This is a genomic window from Cyanobacteriota bacterium (genome assembly GCA_025054735.1).
Lineage (GTDB): Bacteria > Cyanobacteriota > Cyanobacteriia > SKYG9 > SKYG9 > SKYG9.
The window spans coordinates 1-20,857 of the sequence record JANWZG010000007.1 but is presented as its reverse complement, the minus strand read 5'-3'; the positions used below and the strand labels follow the sequence as shown (position 1 = coordinate 20,857).

The 20,857-nt window shown below is 48.7% G+C and carries 19 protein-coding genes; 10 read left to right on the top strand and 9 right to left on the bottom strand.

Translation table 11 applies throughout. From position 1 onward, the window contains the following. Positions 1-11: 11 nt before the first annotated feature. The gene (locus tag NZ772_00905; GenBank protein ID MCS6812126.1) at positions 12-230 is read left to right on the top strand and encodes a hypothetical protein; all 219 of its coding nucleotides are present in this window, start codon (positions 12-14) and stop codon (positions 228-230) included. 223 nt (positions 231-453) lie between these two features. After that, the gene (locus NZ772_00900) at positions 454-771 is read left to right on the top strand and encodes a hypothetical protein (GenBank protein MCS6812125.1); all 318 of its coding nucleotides are present in this window, start codon (positions 454-456) and stop codon (positions 769-771) included. Positions 772-966: 195 nt separating this feature from the next. Here the strand turns inward: NZ772_00900 and tkt are convergent, their stop codons facing one another. After that, positions 967-2,976: a transketolase gene (gene tkt / locus NZ772_00895; protein MCS6812124.1), complete on the bottom strand. Its 2,010-nt coding sequence runs from the start codon at positions 2,974-2,976 to the stop codon at positions 967-969. A 264-nt stretch (positions 2,977-3,240) separates the two neighbouring features. Between tkt and psb27 the strand changes: the two genes are divergently transcribed. The 5 genes from psb27 (at position 3,241) to NZ772_00870 (ending at position 10,199) form a co-directional block, all read left to right on the top strand. After that, positions 3,241-3,639, top strand: a complete 399-nt coding sequence (psb27, locus tag NZ772_00890) for a photosystem II protein Psb27 (GenBank protein MCS6812123.1) — start codon at positions 3,241-3,243, stop codon at positions 3,637-3,639. A 191-nt stretch (positions 3,640-3,830) separates the two neighbouring features. Then, the gene (locus NZ772_00885; GenBank protein ID MCS6812122.1) at positions 3,831-5,207 is read left to right on the top strand and encodes an FAD-dependent oxidoreductase; all 1,377 of its coding nucleotides are present in this window, start codon (positions 3,831-3,833) and stop codon (positions 5,205-5,207) included. A gap of 453 nt (positions 5,208-5,660) precedes the next feature. Next, positions 5,661-6,506, top strand: a complete 846-nt coding sequence (locus NZ772_00880; GenBank protein MCS6812121.1) for a carbohydrate ABC transporter permease — start codon at positions 5,661-5,663, stop codon at positions 6,504-6,506. A gap of 228 nt (positions 6,507-6,734) precedes the next feature. Next, on the top strand, positions 6,735-8,144 hold the full coding sequence (locus tag NZ772_00875) for a hypothetical protein (GenBank protein ID MCS6812120.1): 1,410 nt from the start codon (positions 6,735-6,737) through the stop codon (positions 8,142-8,144). Between the two features lie 117 nt (positions 8,145-8,261). Then, complete coding sequence (locus NZ772_00870) at positions 8,262-10,199, top strand: tetratricopeptide repeat protein (protein MCS6812119.1); 1,938 nt, start codon at positions 8,262-8,264, stop codon at positions 10,197-10,199. A gap of 8 nt (positions 10,200-10,207) precedes the next feature. Here NZ772_00870 and ilvD read toward each other — a convergent pair whose 3' ends face one another. Next, complete coding sequence (ilvD, locus tag NZ772_00865) at positions 10,208-11,923, bottom strand: dihydroxy-acid dehydratase (protein ID MCS6812118.1); 1,716 nt, start codon at positions 11,921-11,923, stop codon at positions 10,208-10,210. A gap of 422 nt (positions 11,924-12,345) precedes the next feature. Between ilvD and NZ772_00860 the strand changes: the two genes are divergently transcribed. Beyond that, complete coding sequence (locus NZ772_00860; GenBank protein ID MCS6812117.1) at positions 12,346-13,185, top strand: pentapeptide repeat-containing protein; 840 nt, start codon at positions 12,346-12,348, stop codon at positions 13,183-13,185. Between the two features lie 305 nt (positions 13,186-13,490). Continuing rightward, positions 13,491-14,723, top strand: a complete 1,233-nt coding sequence (locus tag NZ772_00855) for a coiled-coil domain-containing protein 30 (protein ID MCS6812116.1) — start codon at positions 13,491-13,493, stop codon at positions 14,721-14,723. Between the two features lie 399 nt (positions 14,724-15,122). On the opposite strand, the gene NZ772_00850 is transcribed toward NZ772_00855, so the two are convergent. The 4 genes from NZ772_00850 to NZ772_00835 form a co-directional block, all read right to left on the bottom strand. Next, on the bottom strand, positions 15,123-15,578 hold the full coding sequence (locus tag NZ772_00850) for a Spy/CpxP family protein refolding chaperone (GenBank protein MCS6812115.1): 456 nt from the start codon (positions 15,576-15,578) through the stop codon (positions 15,123-15,125). A gap of 186 nt (positions 15,579-15,764) precedes the next feature. Continuing rightward, a complete protein-coding gene (locus tag NZ772_00845; protein MCS6812114.1) occupies positions 15,765-16,934 on the bottom strand; it encodes an AI-2E family transporter in 1,170 nt (389 codons plus the stop codon). A gap of 126 nt (positions 16,935-17,060) precedes the next feature. Next, positions 17,061-17,399, bottom strand: a complete 339-nt coding sequence (locus NZ772_00840; protein ID MCS6812113.1) for a thioredoxin domain-containing protein — start codon at positions 17,397-17,399, stop codon at positions 17,061-17,063. A 42-nt stretch (positions 17,400-17,441) separates the two neighbouring features. Further along, positions 17,442-18,158, bottom strand: a complete 717-nt coding sequence (locus tag NZ772_00835) for an NnrU family protein (GenBank protein MCS6812112.1) — start codon at positions 18,156-18,158, stop codon at positions 17,442-17,444. A 115-nt stretch (positions 18,159-18,273) separates the two neighbouring features. On the opposite strand from NZ772_00835, the gene NZ772_00830 reads away from it, so the two are divergent. Next, positions 18,274-18,798 carry a shikimate kinase gene (locus NZ772_00830; GenBank protein MCS6812111.1) on the top strand — a complete coding sequence of 175 codons (525 nt, stop codon included), beginning with the start codon at positions 18,274-18,276 and terminating at the stop codon, positions 18,796-18,798. Here NZ772_00830 and NZ772_00825 read toward each other — a convergent pair. The 3 genes from NZ772_00825 to NZ772_00815 form a co-directional block, all read right to left on the bottom strand. Next, positions 18,795-19,064 (bottom strand): acylphosphatase, encoded by a 270-nt coding sequence (locus tag NZ772_00825; GenBank protein ID MCS6812110.1) that lies wholly within the window; start codon positions 19,062-19,064, stop codon positions 18,795-18,797. The genes NZ772_00830 and NZ772_00825 overlap by 4 nt on opposite strands. Before the next feature lie 3 nt (positions 19,065-19,067). Then, entirely contained in the window at positions 19,068-20,366 is a 1,299-nt protein-coding gene (locus NZ772_00820) for a serine hydroxymethyltransferase (GenBank protein MCS6812109.1), read from the bottom strand. Positions 20,367-20,469: 103 nt separating this feature from the next. Next, positions 20,470-20,857: fructosamine kinase family protein (locus NZ772_00815; GenBank protein MCS6812108.1), on the bottom strand; the 388-nt coding region annotated here is incomplete at its 5' end.

Sequence of the window (20,857 nt, the reverse complement as noted above, 5' to 3'; positions counted from 1 at the left end):
TGGACAACCACATCGATAGTCAAACCCTAGCTCGCTACATTGAGTCAATCGACGGCATTTCTAAGCCTTGGTTGCTAGGTCTATTACGCCTAAAAAAGTTGCAAGAGAAAAAGGAAATGCTAACTCCAGAAGAGTATGAGCAGGAGTTGGCTGAAATTCACCAAGATTTGATGAACTTGGGCGAATGGTGGGTTGGCATTGAGGATGAAGTATTTGGTTCAGAGGAATAACCTCTTCTGCCTGGGGAGACTAGCGTAGTTTGGCTGAGGCAACCGAAACTAGTTGCCTCCCCTTTTACCAAAAGAGGAGAAGAAGGGAACTGGGGGTTGAGGGAAAATGACACTATCTCTACCTGGTACGGCGATTGCAACCAGAGATGCCTGCGACCGTGGAGATCAGAAGGCTTCCCTATTTGGGCAGCGTTAACTGTAAATTAGAAGACTAGTACCGCAAATGGGCACAAAATCTGAAACGGACATGGGTGGTCAATCATGGGTGTTCAATCATGGCTTGTCACTCATTGGCTTACTGCGATCGTGTCTAGACTACCCTCTCAATGACACCACAAGAATCGGCAGTGTATTTGAAGCCTTAAAGACTCAGTTGCAGTTTCAGGGTGGACACGAGATCTTGGAAACCGTTACTTACATCAACGACTTTTGCAATACTTACATTGCCCACCAAGAACAGGAGTTAACCAATAAAAACCTAGCCGGGCAGAAACTCAAGATCTGGATTGAGACATTATCTGGATCGAGGCATTCCATATGACTGGAAAGTACTGGAAAGTAAATGATTGGAAAGCAGATGAAACGTGCTTGTCAACAGATCCCCTAAAGCCTATCTCTGGGGAGGACTTTGAATGCTATCCCCACCTTTTCTGGCTACTGCGACCTGCAAATCAGCACAACAAGGCTAGAGCCAACCACAGAGAGTCGGCTCGGTTACCAGTGGAAGCAAGAATGACTAGCTCAGCAGGGCTTTAGCCTTAGCAACAACGTTTTCAACGGTGAAGCCGAATTTTTCTAGGCAGATGTTGCCAGGGGCAGAGGCTCCAAACCGATCAATGCTAATGATATCGCCGCCATCGCCCATGTATTTGTGCCAACCAAAGCTAGTGCCAGCCTCAACCACTAAGCGCTTGGTGACTGCTTTGGGCAGAACTGACTCTCTATAAGCCGCGTCCTGAGCCTCGAATAAATCCCAACTAGGCATGGATACTACGCGCACCTTCCTGTCGGTTAGTTGCTCGGCTGCTTTAACGCAAAGTCCAACCTCTGAGCCAGTGGCAATTAGAATGATGTCTGGAGTACCATCACAATCCACAATAGCGTAGGCTCCCTTGGCCACAGCGGCAATAGAAGACCCAGCCAAGTTGGGCAATCCCTGACGGGTCAGTGCCAACAGAGTAGGACGATTCTTTTTGGCATTCTCAACAGCTATCTTGTAGGCACCAGAGGTTTCGTTGCCATCGGCAGGGCGCAGTACCGTCAATTGAGGAATGGCCCGTAGGGATGCGATCGTTTCCACAGGCTGGTGAGTCGGCCCATCTTCACCCAAAGCAACAGAGTCATGAGTCATCACCCAGATGACACCGCAATGCGACAGGGCAGACAGCCGAATTGCTGCCCGCATGTAGTCAGTGAACACCAGAAACGTCGCACCGTAGGGAATTAAGCCAGAACCGTGGAGAGCAATACCGTTACAGATAGCTCCCATAGCGTGCTCTCGCACCCCAAACCGAATATTGCGGTTTTGATACTGTCCCTTTTGGAAGTCGCCTGCACCCTTTAATTCCGTTAAGTTAGAGTGAGTGAGGTCAGCAGAACCCCCAAACAATTCGGGCAGAACGGAAGCTAAAGCATTCAGGCAAATCTCGGAGTGCTTGCGAGAAGCAAGTGGTTTGTCTTCTGGGCTGTAGGTAGGGAGCACTTTGTCCCAGCCATCGGGTAGCTTACCGCTGAGCAAACGCTCAAACTCTGCGGCCTCCTGTGGATACTTGGTTTTGTACTGTGCCCAGGTTTCTTGCCATTCCGCCTCTAGGCTGGCACCGCGTTCGATCGCCTTACGCATATGAGCCAAGGCCTCTTCGGGAACTACAAAGGGATCATAGGGCCAGCCCAAGTTTTCACGAGTCAGCTTGTTTTCCTCTGCTCCCAGGGGAGCGCCATGCACCCCACCTGTGTTTTGCTTGTTAGGAGCGCCATACCCAATTGTTGTGGTCACTTTAATCAAAGAGGGCTTATCTGTCACCGCTTTGGCTGCCGCGATCGCAGCTTCAATTGCCGCCAAGTCAGTATTACCATCTGCTACGTGTTGTACATGCCAACCATAGGCCTCAAACCGCTTAGACACATCTTCTGTAAAGGCAATTTCTGTGGAGCCATCAATAGAAATATGGTTATCGTCATAGAGGGCAATCAGCTTGCCTAAGCCTAAGTGCCCTGCTAGGGAGCAGGCTTCACCGGAAACACCCTCCATATTGCAGCCGTCTCCCAAAATCACGTAGGTGTAGTGATCTACCAAGGTTAGGTCTGGCTTATTAAAGCGCGCCGCGAGATGTGCCTCTGCCATGGCTAGTCCTACCGCATTGGCGATCCCCTGACCAAGAGGGCCAGTGGTGACCTCAATGCCATCGGTTTCAAAATTTTCTGGGTGACCAGGGGTTTTCGACCCCCACTGACGGAAATTTTTGATCTCGTCAAGGGTTACGCTGTCGTATCCAGAAAGATACATTAGGGCGTACTGCAACATGCAGCCGTGACCAGCCGATAACACGAACCGATCGCGGTTAAACCACTTGGTATTTTTGGGGTTCACACGCATGAACTTGTCCCATAGGACAAATGCCATCGGTGCAGCTCCCATTGGCAGCCCAGGGTGACCAGACTTTGCTTTTTCAACAGCATCGATTGCCAAGAATCGAATCGAATTAACACATAACTCTTCTAAAGATTGGGTGGTTGCAACAGCCATGGCTTCCTCTATATTCTCAACGGCTTCAGTGCTCAAGTGGACAGGATAGCAAGAACGATTGTGGTGGAATAACTGAAAGCAAATGCTCAACAGATCAGGCCATGCAGCGCCCTAACAGATCACGAGCGCTTAGCGCCTATTTCTTCACAACCTACCAACAGACTACCAGTGATCGATCCCCTTGGGGGCGAAAAATTTGATCCCTGTCCCCAAATCCAGTTACGATAACTACATTCTTGTGAATTTTTAACCACACACTTAACTATGAAACGCTACTTGTCTGCTGTGCTAGCTCTGATTTTGGTTGCTGTTCTGGGCTTGACGAGCTGTGGAGCCTCAAGTGGTGGACTGACTGGCAACTACCGGGATGACACCTTAGCGGTAGTTAGTGCGATGCGAGCTGCGATCGACGTGACCGCGGATTCTCCTGATCGGGCTGCTATTCAACAAAAAGTACGTCAACAAATGAACGACTATGCATCTCGGTATCGGCGCGATGATAGTCTTCTTAAATTGCAATCCTATACCACCATGCGCACTGCCCTAAATGGCCTAGCAGGGCACTATAGCTCTTACCCCAACCGTCCCATTCCCCAAAAGTTGAAGGCTCGACTTACCCAGGAACTCAACCAAGTTGAACTAGCTTTAAAGCGAGGTGGCTAGGCAAATTAATTGCTGCAATGCCGTGCTTGCTTCCCTGCAAGGCAAGAGCATACGCTAAGGAGACAGATAGTTGCCCTAGTGTACTCCGTGGCGCAGCCGATGAGTGCTGTCACTGATTCTGCTGGAATGTTTCGTGCAGTAGCACCTATGCACAATGACAAGGTTAGGGTAGCAACTTGAGAGGTTCACCTGTGCGTAAGCGAGACTTTCTAGAGATCGTTGGCTTGGCATTGATAGCTTTGGTAGAGAGGGCCTGTGGTAAAGAGTCACAACAGCAGTATTGGGCAGCAGCCAACCAGAAGCGTATTGTGATAGTTGGTGCGGGGTTAGCAGGTCTTGCGGCAGCACGGGAATTGCACAAGCAAGGCCACGATGTCGTTGTCGTCGAAGCTCGTCAACGTATTGGCGGTCGAGTTTGGACAAGTACTGAGTGGCCCGATGTGCCCTTAGATTTTGGTGCATCGTGGATACATGGAACCCAAGGCAATCCTCTGACGGATTTGGCCGAACAAATCAAGGCTAGGCTGCTTGTCACTAGCTATGACAGGGCAGTAATCTACAACGCTTCAGGACAGCTACTCTCTCAGGCAGAAGAGATCCGCTTAGAGAGGTTAAGGCAACAACTGTATGCAGCCTTGAGGAAGCTTCAGAGTAGGGATACTGATGTTTCCATTCGGCAGGCGATCGAACCATTGACTAGCCAGTTTAATTGGGCTTCGGAAGCATACCAACTTACAAACTTTATTCTGAGCAGTGAACTTGAGCATGAGTATTCGGGAAGTGCCCAGCGGCTCTCTGCCCATTGGTATAACAGTGACAAAGCGTTTGATGGAGATGAGGCCCTGTTTGCTCAGGGATTTAGAGTCATCCCAGAATTTTTGGCACAGGGGTTACGGATTGAATTAGGTCAGGTGGTGAAGGAGATTCGATGGGGTCAGGAGCCTGTTCGGGTAGTGACCCAAGCAACTGAATTGATTGCCGACCATGTTGTTGTTACGCTGCCACTTGGGGTTTTGCAAGCTAAGCAAGTACGGTTTACTCCTGAGTTGCCACAGAGCAAGCAAACTGCAATCGCCAAACTAGGCATGGGAGTCTTGAACAAATGTTATCTTCGATTTCCTAGGGCTTTTTGGCCAACTGGTGTCGATTGGTTGCAATATGTTCCAGAGCGTCATGGTGAATGGACAGAATGGCTAAGTTTCAAGCGGGTAGCTAATGTATCTGTACTGCTAGGCTTTAATGCTGCTGACAGGGGAAGAGAAATAGAATCATGGCCAGATCAACAAATTGTTGCCAGCGCTATGCAGACTCTGAGGACGATCTACGGAGCTAGCATACCTGAACCGATCGACTATCAATTGACTCGCTGGGCTACGGATCCATTTTCACGGGGTTCCTATTCCTACAATTCTGTTGGTACAGTGCCGAAGATGCGTCAAGAGCTTGCTGCACCCTTAGGTAAATCAGTGTTTTTCGCAGGTGAAGCCTCTGAGCAAGACTATTTTGGTACTGCTCATGGTGCCTATCTGTCTGGTCTACGTGCGGCTAGTGAAATTTTGAGGGTCTAGATTGAGCCAAAGGTTGGTGACCTAGGTTGCCTCCTGCAACCTCAACTATGCCTCGATGCAAAACAGAATTTTTGTTGGATGCCAGATAATGGTCGTGTTATAGTAGACACAGGTTGCAAGCATTCTGTAACCCACTGCCTGGTCTGTCCATAGTGTTACTGTGGACGCACGAGAGAGATACTGCCGTTTAGGGATACAGGAGGTGATGCCCATGGTAGAAAGTAGTAAATGCCTGGGTTTTTTGTTGGAGGTAGCCAACTGAGTATTAGGGCTAGCTACTTGCTGGCTGAGTCCTTGCGGGCTTGATTACCGGAGGGACTTAAGCAGGCGGTAGTTCTCCTAACAGTTAGGTTCCAACTGTGAACCCACTAGACCGCTCCCACTTTAGGCAGGTTGCCTCCCAGTGGGAGCGGATAGTTTTATGGACGGCTATCTAGCTAGTATTCAGCCGTTATGAAGTTTGCAATGCGTCGGCTTACTGCCAACCTGCTGCTATGGGGAGCGATTTGCCTGATTGTCTGCTTCTGTCTATTGCCTGTGTTGTGGCAATTGCTTACTTCTATCAAGGTCAATGCTGATATTGAGGCAGTGCCTGCTATCTATCTGCCGAATCGCTTCACCTTCAGCCACTATCAAGAGTTATTCAGCCGCCGTCCTTTCGGACTTTACTTAGTGAATAGTGGGCTGGTGGCGCTCATATCTACCCTGCTCTGCCTCACCTTGGGCACTCCTGCTGCCTATGCCCTAACTCGGTTTAATCTGCGAGGGCAGGGAGCAATCCTGGCTGGTATCTTGATCGTCACATTATTTCCCTATGTGCTGTTGTTTTTAGGATTGTTGGAAATTGTCAAGGCAATTGGCTTAGGGAATAACTATCTGGCGTTGATCATTCCCTATACTGCCATTAACCTGCCGCTGACGATTTTGGTAATGCGCAGTTTCTTCCAGCAACTCCCTCCAGATTTGGAAGATGCAGCCCGTATTGATGGTTACAATACTTGGCAACTGCTGATTCAGATTTTACTGCCCCTAACCGTTCCGGCCCTAGTCACTACTGGAATTCTCGCGTTTATCTTTGCTTGGAATGAGTTTATTTTTGCGTTAACATTTATTACTCGTGAAACCCTGAAGACAACCCCTGTTGCAGCTTCTCAATTGGCGGGGGCTACAGTGTTTGACATTCCCTATGGGCCATTGGCAGCCGCCACGATCGTCAGCACCTTTCCCCTAGTTGTGCTAGTGCTGATCTTCCAGCGCCGTATTGTTCAAGGGTTAACAGGTGGGGCAGTGAAAGGCTGAACATCAACGAGCAGAACCAAATGTCTAACGCTACCAACGGCTGAGGTTGTATTCCTTACTAAGTCGCGTTACTTACCAGGTAAGATAGACGTGTCTGGTGTTGCTAGATAGAATTCCTCAGTCATCACTTAGCATGTCGCTCAGCAGTGTTGTCCTATTCCTCATGTAAGGCTATGGCTAAGTGTGAAGAACTGGTGTCACTCTCGTGTTGGACTAAAGTCAAAGGTCATGTCTCAAGCAGATGTGTTAGCGCGGGCAAAGCAAGGTGATTTCAGAGCAATTAGTATGCTGTTGAGTCGTTGTCTTGCTATTGATGGCTTGACGGTTAGGGTTACCCAGCGAGATGCTTGCCTTTATATCTTGCTGGAAGCGGCGAAGGTGCCCCAACAGCAGATGATGGCAGCGATGATTGAGGAACAGATCAGTCAACTACATCTTGCGACCGTCAGCACGTTGATGATTTTTGGGCGCAAAATAGGGGAACGCAAGGCTCTATGGCAGCAAACGATCGAGCTAGATCGCTTGCCCATGCCTGATAGGGCAGCAGAATTAGTTCAACCAGAAGCTACTGTATCAACAGCTCTAACAACTCCATTGTCTCCTGCGACAGCATCGGACTCAGATGAGATGACAGGTGATGCTGCCTTGGGGAACCTAGGTGAAGGTGCATTAGCAAATCTAGCTGCTGAATTGATGGCATCAACGCCAGCGACCCCTGTGGCTGTAGATGACACGCCGCCTAATGCTACTGCCAGCTATGATCATGATGCAAATTGTGTTCCAATTTCCACGTCAGATCTGCTAGCCTTAGAGGCGGATTTGAAAAGCACTCGACTGGATACAGCAGATCTCTCATCATCGGCTGGGGAGGAGGCTACGGATGAACCGTTGCCATCAACTGTGTCTACTGAAGCATCATCCTTAACGGAGTCTAGCACTCCTGTGACGTTACTCCGGGAGATGGGTACTTTATCTGAGCCAACATTGCTCCAAGCTGCTGAAGAATCTGTCCCGGAGACGGCAGTTGAGTCGTTAACTGCTGTCGAATCAACTCCAGAACCTGACTTGCCCGCTGCTGCCCATTCCCTATCGGAGCCAATGTCCATGACTGCACCTGATAGTGTTAATCTGCCTGATCCATGGGAAACTGGCTCTTCAGTTCCAACAATCCCTAAGGAGGCTAATGCGACAACATCAGCCGACTCTGATGCTAGATCAACTGCTAGATCAACATCATCGACATCTCGCTCTCGATCGTCTAGCTTGCGAGAACTAGCCGAGGCTTTACGAGGTGTAGCTGCTGTGGATACTAAATCGCTGCTGCAACGCCCAGAGGCAGTCGTGTTATTGGCATGGCTAAGCGTTCTTGTGGTATGGCAATTGTATCTGGCACTGGCGATCGAAGAAGAAATTCCTAGTAATCGGCCTCTCTCTGGGCGCAAGCTGGCAAAGCGACTGGGGGTACATGCTCGCACGCTTGTTCGACATCGCCATCGGGCCGACTTTGGCTCTTGGAGTCAAGACCTAGATCCAGACGGTGTTGCATGGAGTTACCAAGGTGAAGGGCGCTACATTCCCAGTTGGATGGCGGATAAGCAATCGGTGGTAAGCAGTGTAGAGTTAACAGGTGATGAGTAACAATCTCTCTTAAAACTGGCGATAGTTCACACTCTACTAGTCAATTAGCGAACAAGTATTCGCCTGCCGGATTTTGGGAGTCGTGTCATAATTGACCCAACAAGCTGGAGCAATGCCATGATTGGTGAGATATTGAACAATCGCTACCGGATCATCGACAATTTCAGCGCTGGAATGTTCGGGCAAACCTACTTGGCCGAGGACATTTCGTTTCCTGACCCGCGAAAATGCATTGTTCGCAGATTACAGATTTACAGCAAAGGTTCTGAGGTGTTGAAATACATCCATGACATGCTTAGAGCCACGTTAGAGTCGCTATCTGCTGTTAACAATCATGACCAAATTCCTAGTGTTCTAGACTACTTTGACGGCGAAGATAGTTTCTACCTGGTTGAAGAATATATTGATGGTCATCCATTGTCGGAAGAGTTAGAGCCGCATAAACCGTTGGATGAGCCGTATGTTATTGAAATCATGTGCGATGCGTTGAAAACACTGGCATTTATGCACAGCCACTTAGTCATTCACCAGTGTATTCAACCGACGACACTGATTCGCCGCCACTCTGACAATAAACTCGTGTTAACTGGCTCAGGCATGATCCGAAAAATTAGTGGTCAGTTGCTAGAGTCGCAAACTCAACCCTATCAGCATCTGATGATGCACCCCTCAACGACTTATATCCCGATCGAACAACTGAATGGCCATCCTCAATTCAGCAGCGACATTTACGCCCTGGGTATGGTGGCTATTCAAGCACTCTCTGGGCTGCCTGTTAATGTTTTGAGCCGGATAAAACATCAGAATGGCACACTAGATGAGCAGCTAAGCTGGCAAAACCGTGTCAACGCTAGCCCAGCGCTGGTGCGAATTCTGGAACGCATGGTACACCCTGACCATATGCGGCGCTATCAGACGGCAAATGAAGTACTGCATGACTTGGAAGCTCTGGCGACGACCAAGCTTCCTTCAGAGAGCATTAAGTCTTCAGAGGATGTGCTGGATTTAACCTCAACTGAACCAGAGCTAGAGTTGATGGTGGATGAGTCAGACGATGATAGCCAGGCTACATCCAGCCCTGAACCGAAGCTATTGAGCTTACCTCTATTGGCGGGAGCAGTGGCCCTGATGGTGATTGGTGGTACTGTGTTAGCATTGCTAGGTAGACAATTGCCTGCAGCCTTTAGCAGTGCTAATAGCTCGACTAATAGCACTACTTCTCAGGGACGTCAGCCATCCTCTAGCTCGAATCAGGGGATATCAGAGCAAGCGATCGCGGTCGATAAGCTGATAAAAGAGGGGCAGGACTATCTCCGGAAAGGAAAGCCACGAGATGCACTCTCTAGGTTGACTCAGGCTATTCAGCTTGATCCTAAGAATGCGACTGCTTACTATCTGCGGGGTGATGTGCGGATGGAGTTGGGCGATCGCCAGAGTGCCATTAGTGACTATAGTGAAGCGATTGGACTAGATGCTAACCTAGTAGCAGTTTATGTAAAGCGGGGTAACGCTAAAGCCGACTTAGGAGATGACCAAGGGGCGATAGCTGACTACACAGAAGCCATTACCCGTGATGGCAAGCTTAGCGCTGCCTATCTTAACCGCTGCCTGTCTTACTCCAACATTGGTGAGCAGGATAAGGCCATTTCAGACTGTACTCAGGCCATCAACTTGCAGCCAGATGATGTGTTTGCTTATCAAAACCGAGGGCTGTCCTACCGACGGCAGGGAAAAATTCAACTGGCACTGCAAGACCTCAACACGGCCATTAACCTAGACCGAAATGACGCTGACTTGTACTACAACCGGGGGGTCATCCGTCACGACCTTGGGGATTACCAAGGTGCCATCTTAGACTACACTAAGGCCATTGAGCTAAGACCTAGTCATGCCTTGGTGTACTACGATCGTGCCCTTGCCAAGATCGACCTAGATGACCGAGAAGGCGCACTATCCGACCTTCACAAAGCAGCAACTCTCTGCCTAGATGCAGGTCGTATTAACTGCTATAACGATGCTCAGTACCACATCAAGCAACTACAGGCACCCCAATAGAGTAAGAGCTATAGGGAATTTGCGGCAGGAGCATTGACGTAGGGTAGGTTTAGGTCAGTTACTGCTCCTAGGCTACTGGAAGATACAAGTTGGGCATACTTGGCCAACACACCTCTTGTATAGCGCGGCTGAGGAGGATGCCAAGCTGCACGGCGCTGAGCCAGTTCTTCATCTGGGACGTTAAGCTGAAGCAATCGTGCGTGGGCATCAATCGTAATTTCATCTCCTTCCTGTACTAAGGCAATGGTGCCGCCTACTGCTGCCTCTGGGGCAACATGCCCTACAACCATACCATAGGTGCCCCCAGAAAAGCGACCATCCGTAATTAGCCCTACAGCATCCCCTAGCCCAGCACCAATAATGGCTGAAGTAGGAGCCAGCATTTCGCGCATCCCAGGTCCACCCTTAGGCCCTTCATAGCGAATTACGAGAATATCACCAGCCCGGATTTTGCCCGCCAAGATCGCCTCTAAGCAATCTTCTTCCGACTCAAACACTCGTGCAGGGCCAGTAATTTTGGGATGCTTTACGCCAGAAATCTTAGCGACAGCTCCTTCAGTAGCTAAGTTGCCACGTAATATAGCTAGGTGTCCGGTGCTGTAAAGGGGCTGATCCCAAGGGCGCACTACAGCTTGGTCAGCAGGCGGATGATCAGGTACGTCAGCAAGTTGCTCGGCGATCGTTTGCCCAGTCACAGTCAGAGCATCTCCATGCAGCAACCCATGATTAAGCAGCATCTTCATAACTAGGGGAATACCACCAACTCGATGCAAATCAGTTGCGACATACTGACCAGATGGCTTGAGATCACAGAGGACAGGCACTCGACCACGAATGGTTTCAAAGTCATCCAGTGTAAGGGGAACATTGATGGCATGGGCAATCGCTAACAGATGCAACACAGCATTGGTGGAACCACCTACGGCCATAATCACCGCGATCGCGTTCTCGAACGCCTTACGGGTCAAAATCTGGCTGGGCAAAATCTGCTTGCGAATGGCTTCAACCAGAACCTTACCCGACAATTCAGCACTTTCAGCCTTTTCTGCATCCTCCGCTGCCATGGTTGAGGAATACATTAAGCTCATACCCATAGCCTCAAAGGCAGAGGACATGGTGTTTGCTGTGTACATACCACCACAGGAGCCAGCTCCTGGACAAGCATGGCGCTCCACAGCTAGTAATTCCTCATAGTCAATCACTCCAGCACTGTATTGCCCAACAGCCTCAAAGGCGCTGACAATAGTAAGGTCTTTACCGTTGTAATGTCCAGGCTTAATCGTGCCACCATAGACAAATATGGCAGGAATATTCATGCGAGCGATCGCTATCATGGCTCCGGGCATGTTCTTGTCGCAGCCTCCGATGGCTACCACGCCATCCATGCTCTGGGCATTACAAGCAGTCTCAATAGAGTCAGCAATCACTTCCCGCGACACCAGAGAATACTTCATGCCTTCTGTGCCCATGGAAATGCCATCACTAACGGTAATAGTGCCAAACAGTTGTGGCATTGCCCCTGCTGCATAGACTCCTGCCTCTGCTCGAAGCGCTAGGTCGTTGATTCCCATGTTGCAGGGTGTGATAGTGCTATACCCACTGGCTATACCCACGATCGGCTTTGTAAAGTCCTGATCACGAAAGCCCACCGCCCTGAGCATAGCGCGGTTCGGCGATCGCTGAATACCTTCAGTAATGGTTTTACTCCGAAAATTATCTGCCATTCAACATTCCCATCCTCAATGCCTGTAGCTGAATACAGTCTGCGACCCAGAGCCGTTGATTAAGATAGCTAGACCTTGCACCCACGTCAACCCAGTGATCTAACAGTGATCTAACTCAGAGAAGTGCCTGTCAACTCAGCTCCAGTACTCTGGTCACTTCCGTTATTCATACCTACCCTCAACATTATCCCCTAATCATTACCGTGGAGACAAAGATACTTAACTTAATAACAAATGCCAGCTAGACTCAAGTAACGTAAGCGTGAAGATTCAGGCTGAGTGATGTTGGTTACAATTAGCATAGACATAATCTGGTGCGATCGTTATAGTTTCATTCTCAGGGCACATCTGCAACTTCATCCTGACAGGTTGCACAACCAACCAATTAGGTCAGCTATCAATCTACAGAGTGAGTAACAGACATGGGGATCGAAGAGTTATTAAGGCGCTATGCAGATGGAGAAAGAGACTTCCGCAATGCTGATCTAATTGGAGTGAACCTAAGCGAGGCCGATCTCAGCCAAGCTAATTTTCGAGGTGCCAACCTACATGGTGCTCGATTAAGCAGAGCTAACTTAATAGGCACCAACCTGCGTGAAGCAAAGCTGTGTGAAGCAAACCTCCAGGGGGCTATCTTGCAAGAGGCTAACTTAATTGGGGTCGATCTAACAGGTTCTGACCTTAGTCAAGCTAACCTACGGGGTGCCAATCTACGTGGTGTCCATATGGACAATATCAACCTAATTGCTGTGGACATGCGCGAAGCCAATATGAGTGAGGTGAGTTTGCGTAACGCAGACTTGAGTCATGCCAAGTTGAATGAAGCAACCCTAAGCCGAGCTAACTTAACAGGGGCAATCTTAACTAGAGCAATTTTGGAGCACGCAAATTTGACGAATGCTATTCTTAACCACGCTGTTATGGATGCTGCTAACTTAGCGGGAGCCATTCTAAACGGAGCAGCAATGGAAGGTGTCATCCTGAAGGAGGCAGATCTCAGTCGTGCTCGATTTAGCAGCGCTATTCTTAGTAACGCTGACTTGACCAGTGCCCAATTGCGGGGCGCTAACTTAAGTTGGACCTCACTGCGAGGGGCAAATTTGCGGAAAGCTAGTTTGTACCGAGCTAATCTAAGCTGGGCTAATATGGGTGAAGTTATTCTTGAGGAGGCTGTTCTCCTAAATGCTAACCTTAACCAGACTAATTTAGCTAAGGCACAGATGCTTGGCGCAGTTATGCCAGATGGCAAAACGATTGAATAGCTATGCTTGCTCGCGAGACGTCTAAGGCAAGAGTGACTTAAACGTTTCAGGTGGTTGGCAAACAAGATCGCCTCATCCAACTTCATATCCTTGGTCAGCAAGACCTACGTTGAGTCTAAGTCTATGTTAGCTTTAATGCTTACCATGCTTGCACACACAAGCACTTGACTTATATTGACCCTAGCAGAGCCTAGTGCTAACATGGGCGCATTCCTTAGCAGCTAACGGACTTAGCCACTTACCTGCCTAGTTGTCTTTGCCTAGTTGTGTGGTAGAGGTTTCCTACATTTGGTATAGTAGCCATCTTGACGCTGACATCTGAGCAAAAAGGTAGAGAAAGCTCTATGAGTCAACTGCTGTTCCACATTCCTTTGCTTGCAGGCAGCGTGATTGTTGGTGGTGTAGTGCTTGCCGCTGGTGGTTCCGTATTTCAATCAGGCATAGCTGGGATTGCAGCAGGAGCATCTGGTTTTGCTACGTCAGCATTAGTTACTCAATCACAAGTTAGTAGACAAAAGCTAGTAGCTCAAGAGCACGATCGATCGGAGCTAGAAATAGAAAGCCAAAAATCGCTATTAGCCTTTAAGGATGAGTTGGAGCGTTTGCAAAACTTACGGGAGTTATTGCAACAAAGCATTAATGAACTTCAGCAATATAAGGTTTCATTAGAGGATAATGAAGATGCAACTTCACAGCTAGGAGAAACCATCACTGATCTTGATCTCGACTTGGATACGGATCAGAATGAAGAGAAACCCACAGAGGAAAAGCAACAAACTGAGAGTGACACTAGAGTTATTGTGGACTTTTTGGCTAGCCGCAACATAAGAGTTAGAGCTGTACCTGCAGAAAGTCCAGCAGACCACGTTATCAATTCACTGTCGAAATTTCTTGGTGAAAATTATAGTAGCTTGCGTCAGCTACTGGGGAAAATCAAGAGGAGTGTAAACCAAGGAAACTCATTTCTTCTGTCCCTCAAGGAATATACACAAAGGGACATAGGAACCGTCTGTCAGTTTTGTACCAGACTGCATGGCATAGCCTTTCTTGAAGAGTACAGGTATTTTAGATCTCCACAATACCTCATTAAAGCGAAAGCAGCGACGATACCAGAGGCCCATAGCTTCTTTTCTGGCAAGTGGCTGGAGCGCTTTGTATTGTTGGCAGTCAAACGATGTGTTGAAATTGCAGCTAGTGAACTAGAGCAAGATATTATCTTCTCGTATTTGCTAAATCCCCAAATCATTCTACCTAATGGGGATGACTTTGAACTTGACCTGATATGTTGTGTGAATGGTTCTTTCTTCTGGATTGAGGCAAAATCTGGTGATTATCAACAACATGTAAGCAAATATTCAAAAATGTCCAAGATGCTAAATTTGGACTCTAAACATTCAATCATGGTTCTTCCGGACATTTCAGAGGATAGGTGTGCTGCGTTGACATCTCTTTTCTCGATGACAGTTTGCTCATTATCTCATCTTGAAGAGGTGATTATTAAAGCGATTAGAGAATCAACTTTGTCTGCTTCATCGTGATTTAAGATCTGAAATGAAAATTGCTGCAAGACCCAGCAGGCTCTTGGCACTGGAGTCGAAGTATGTATGCAAAATAGCATAATGCAGAGAAAAAAATAGGGATGACTGCTATTTGGGCATGGTAATCCCAGTTTCCCAAAACATTGAGGGGGCAAAGCCCCCTTAGAGTGAGTGTTGCGGTCAATTCTCAGAAAGCTAATTACATAGCCTTATCAACCTATGCTGCTGATTAAGGTTTATCCAGGTATACGTCACTAAAGTACGCAACTAGGGATGTAATCCCATTTCCCCAAAAGCTAGCCTATAACCTGTCAGTTCGTAGTAAGGACTTAAGTCCTTACTACAAGCCATCTGTAGCAATGGTTTGAGGAATTGTATAACTAAAGCATGAGGTTTAAACTAACGCACTAAGAAACCACTTCCGCGACGCTGTTGACGGCGCTGTTGGCGCTCTTGCCGTAACTGCTCTGCCCGTGCCCGTTGTTCTGGAGTCAATACTGCGTCAATCTTTTGCTTGGTAGATTCACGAATTTGCTGCATCTGCTGCCGTTGTTGCTCAGTTAGGTTAAGGCGCGGAGGCCGTCGTCCTTGCTGACGGGCGGCTTCTAGTTGGGCACGCTGTTCAGCCGTCAATACTGACTGCATCTGTTGCCTTGCTGACTCTCGAATTTGGCGAATTTGCTCTTGTTGCTGGGGGGTTAGATTGAGTTCTTGCGCCATACGATCGCCTGGCTTGCCCCATCGTTGCATCATACCTGGCTCGGCAACAGCAGGTATAGTCAGTGTAGGCAACATGCTAGCAGAAAGCCCCAAAGCTATAGCAATTCCCGCTAGAGTAGATAATTTCTTGGTCATAGTGTTAATTCCTTGATGAATGACTGTGCAGCCTTAGACTTTCCCTCCGATTGTTGGGTTCAAGATTCCCCCTCCGATGGTTGAGTTCACCTCAAGGAGATTTCTGCTTCAAAAGTCATGCACGGTGGTCATGTACGGTAATAGTCAAAATGCTTGTAACGCAACCTGTTGCAGGCGACTCTAACATCACATTTCTGGAGAGGGAGTTTTATCATCAGCTTCAAATTCCTCAGACTCTGGTGGAGCAGCTTTCGGCTCTGGTAGTGCTAGTTGTACAGCAAATGGCTCGCATATATCATCTGTTGGTATCGCATCGGGTAAGGTCTCATCCAAGCTAGCTGTCCATTGATCTAGAACATCACGCACAAGGGTTTCTCGCACGAGAATTCGCACGATGATAACTAGAGGAATGGCTAAAAACAAGCCTAGAAAACCAAAGAAGTAGGCAAAGGCAAACTGGGCAATTAATGTTACAGCGGGCAAGAGAGAAACCTGCTGCCCCATGACGACTGGCACTAGTAGGAACTGTTCTGAAACTTGAATAATGATGTAGGAAACTAACACGAGTACACCCTTGAGGGGTGCATCTAAGAGCGCGATCGCAACGGGTGGCACCGTGCTCAAAAATGGCCCCAGATTAGGAATAGCTTCCAGTAAACCTGCAAGCAGGGCATTCGCCAAAACAAGCCTTACACCCAAAAATGTTAGAACAATACCACTAGTCACCCCAATCACAACCATGTTAATAAGGGCGCCGACAATCCATCCCACAAGATCGGCTTCGCAAGCGGTTAAAATTTCGTCGGCTCGATGCCGATAAAAAGAAGGTACTAGCTTCAGAAACCGCCGACGGTAAGCGTCTGGTTCTATCAACAGCATGATCGTGACCATAATCACAAACAGGATGCTGATAGTAACGTTGAAGAACCCAGAAAATACCTTGAAGAAATTGTTGGCGAGTCCTGATGCTATGGGCTGAAACTGCTGAAACAAAGCAGTGCTAGTGGGTAAAAACTGGTCAATACCGCCTGGAATACCAGCCGTGAGGCGATCGACCTCCTGACGCAACTCCTCAAATCCCCTGGGGACTAGCTCAACTAACTGTTGGAATTGTTCCAGGAATGGAGGAATAATTGTAGCAAAAAACACCACAAGCAACGAAAGAATACTGGTGACGGAGATGATGGCTGCTACTTTGCGTTGTAGGCGAAGTCGTTGCAGCCAACGAGTTGGACGGTTCAGAGCTGTGGAAAAAACTACAGCTACAAACAGAAGCAGAATCAGTTGCCGAATCTCCCACAAAATATAGAGGGAGATTATGGTTACAATCAGCCCCAACCATTGTCCAAACTTCATTCTGACGTTCTCCTGGCATCAGTATAGTTGTCAAGCAAGGCATTTGCCTGCTTCACTGCTGCCCACTGATGATACCCGAAAGTAGAAACTGTGCTGGAAGTAGAATAGACTGGCTAGTCGCGATCGCTATGCTGAGTAAGTGAATTGTTGCATTAGCCTATTCAGTGTGGCTCGCAGGTCATCGCGCCCATGAAAGCTGTCAATACGATACAACAACTTGCCATCATCAAACAGCAACAGCGTGGGTAGCGTTGTCAATCGATAGGTATTTGCCAACTTTAAATTTTCATCAGCGTTGACATCCACTAGCTTCATGAGTCCCCCCATGTCAGCTTCTAAACTAGACAGGACTGGACTAATCAGGCGGCAAAGCCCGCACCACGGTGCCCAAAAATTAACCAAAACCGGTACCGGCGACAGCAAAACTTCATCTATGAACGTTTGGTCACTAATATCTGAAACCATGATCCCTACTCAGTTTTTATAAATTTTCATTATGGGATCATGCTACCAGTCGATGGCACTTGTTGCACGGATTAAAGCAGGATGTAACCACCAGAAAATTGCCACTGCAATCACCACGCCGCCGTAGGCAGGCCGCAGAAATTCCCGCCAGTTAAAGGTTTGCTGGCCTCGCACAATAGCCAGAAAAGGAACGACAGAAGTGCGAGATTTCAAGGTTTCAAAAGATTCACCATACCGGAGCTTGAGGCGACGATCGCCATGCCACACGCCAAACAAATGATGCAGAATTAAGCCGATTGAGGTAATCACCATGAATGTTGTCCCTACCCATAGAGTGTGGGCAAGGCACCAGATGACTTGGCCAACCATCTGTGGGTGCCGCGTGATGCGGATGATCCCTGTTTCGTAGAGATGTACAGTGGGTTTTTGAATCGCAGCTATTTCTAACAAGTTGAAGGTTGCTGGGTAGAGAAAGAGGAAGGAGATTGCTGACAATACCCAAACTAGTGCCTGAACTCCAGGTACTCCCTGTACTTGCCAAAGCTGTAACCCGTCATAGCGATGGCGAAAAAAATAGATGATCATCACAGTGGCCAGTGGCAAGCTCACCAGAGCAAATAGCACCCGATATAATCGGGCACCGAGCAATTTTTCACCATGGGGACGCAGGGCAGCTAGCCCACTATGGGCGATCGCGAATCCCAGAATTAGGCCGAACATAATTAGATGGCTAGGCGTGAGCCAAGAGGGTAAAGCCATAAAACAATTAGTTGGATAAGTACGAACAGTGTCACCGTTATCCAGAATAATAGATAGAAACGTGTAGGAGAGCGCAAGACAGTTGCTAAACGGAGTTAATTTGTATCTAATAGGCATGATGGGGTCAGGCAAGACCACAGTGGGGCAACTGCTGGCAACTCAGTTGGGGTATAGGTTTTTGGATACGGATGTGCTGATTGAGCAGGTGACTAGGCGAACCATTGGTGACATTTTTGCCCAAGAGGGAGAGTTGGTGTTTCGGCAGGTAGAGACCCAGGTATTAAGTCAAGTAGCTGCGTTTACGCATTTGACGATCGCAACTGGCGGTGGGATTGTCTTAGAGCGCATGAACTGGAGTTATCTTCAGCATGGCATCGTGGTATGGCTATCGGTACCGGTTGAGCACCTGTGGCAGCGCCTTCGTCAAGACCAAACCCGTCCGTTGCTGCAAACTCCCGATCCATTGGGCACACTACAACGTTTGTACACCGAACGACAAGCTCTCTATGCCCAGGCTGATCTGTGTATACAGGTGAGTGAACATGAGACTGCTACGCAGGTCGCTCAGCGCATTGTAACTGAATTGCCTGCTATTCTTAAACCACAGCCGCCTAGGGGTATACCCTTTGAGGCCAACTAGCGGAGAATCTGAAAGCCTACCAGACCTTCAGGCGTTTCTGGTGTTACTGTGACCTCACTGACGATTGCTGCTGGAGATCCCTGGTGACACCAAGCCACCATACGGTCAACTAGTGCTGACTCTCCCTCAAAGACCGCCTCGACTCGGCCATCGGGCAGGTTACGTACCCACCCTGCTAACCCCAAGCTCTCAGCAAAGCGCTGGGTGTGATAGCGATAGCCTACACCCTGCACCTTGCCGGTAATGACAACATGAACACGCACCATGAGCTATGCAGTCACTGGAACACGCACCATCTGCTCAGCCCGAGTGGAAACTAGGTGAGGATATAGGGGGAACTGACTACACAGATCGGCAACCCGACGCAGACAATCGGCTGTTACTGCCTCATCATCAGGAGCAAGCAGGCGATCGGCAATGATGTTGGCAATCTCAGTAAATTCAGCCGTACCCATGCCACGAGTTGTCATCGCTGGTGACCCCAAACGTAGACCACTAGTAACAAACGGAGAGGCCGGATCAAACGGCACAGTATTCTTATTGGCCGTAATATTCACCGTACTCACGAGTTGATCAGCCTGCTTACCAGTCATCCCAATGGAGCGTAAATCCACTAGCATTAAGTGATTGTCTGTACCGTCAGATACTAGCTTAAAGCCCCGTTGTTGCAACTGGGCAGCCATGGCCTTGGCGTTGGCAATCACTTGGGCAGAATAGGTCTTAAAGTCGGGTTGCAGCGCTTCCCCAAAGGCAACAGCTTTTGCAGCAATGACGTGCTCTAGGGGGCCACCTTGGGTTCCTGGAAACACAGCCTTGTCCAACTTTTTGCCTAGCTCAGCATCGCGGGTCAAAATCAGACCACCTCTGGGGCCACGCAGGGTTTTATGGGTGGTGGTAGTGACTACATCGCAATAGGGAATAGGGTTAGGGTGATGACCAGTGGCAACTAAACCTGCAATGTGGGCAATGTCTGCCAACAGGTAGGCACCAACTTCATCGGCGATCGCTCGAAATGCTTCAAAGTCAATCATCCGGGGATAGGCTGAATAGCCACAGATTAATAGCTTAGGCCGATGTTCCAGCGCTAATGCCCGAATCTGGTCAAAATCTAAGCGCTCTGTCTGCTGATTTACGCCATAGTGTTGAACCTGAAACCACTTGCCAGAGACATTCACAGGTGAGCCATGGGTGAGGTGTCCGCCGTGGGACAAATCCATGCCCATAATGGTGTCGCCTGGTTCTAATAGGGCTAAGAACACAGCAAAGTTAGCTTGGGCACCAGAGTGGGGCTGTACGTTGGCATGGGCTGCTCCAAAGAGTTGCTTGGCCCGATCAATAGCCACCTGCTCCACTTGGTCAATCACACCACAGCCACCGTAGTAGCGCTTTCCAGGCAGGCCCTCAGCATATTTATTCGTCAACACCGATCCCTGAGCTGCCAATACTGCCGCTGAGGTAAAGTTTTCACTAGCAATCAGCTCCAAATGGTCACGCTGGCGTTGCAGCTCTTGCTGGAGCAGGTCAGCCACCAGTGGATCAACTGCTGCTAACAGTTCTGCGTTCGTCATCACTGCGTAAGTCTCAACAATAAGCAACTCATCTAGGATACACCACGATAGCGGGTTAAGGTTTGACTTATCTTGTTAGGTATAGCTGTTCTTAAGGCTGGGATCAGCCTCTTAAGAGCTGGGCAATCATCTGGTTTGCCTGAGACTCATAGCCACCGCCAAACAGATTGAAGTGGTTAAGGATGTGATACAGGTTATAAAGCGTCTTGCGTTGACGGTAGCCCGGCTCTAGGGGAAATACGCGATTGTAGCCCTGGTAAAATGCCGCAGGAAACCCTCCAAACAGTTCTGTCATGGCTAGATCAGCCTCACGATCGCCCCGATAGGTAGCAGGATCAAAAATTGTCGGTTCGCCATCGCGGGTAATAGCAGCATTGCCTGACCACAGATCACCGTGCAGCAGGGATGGCAATGGGTAGTGGTCTGCTAATAGCTCAGGTACAGCCTCCAATAGTTGTTGGTATTTGGGAAAATAGCCCCCCCGGCGCTGA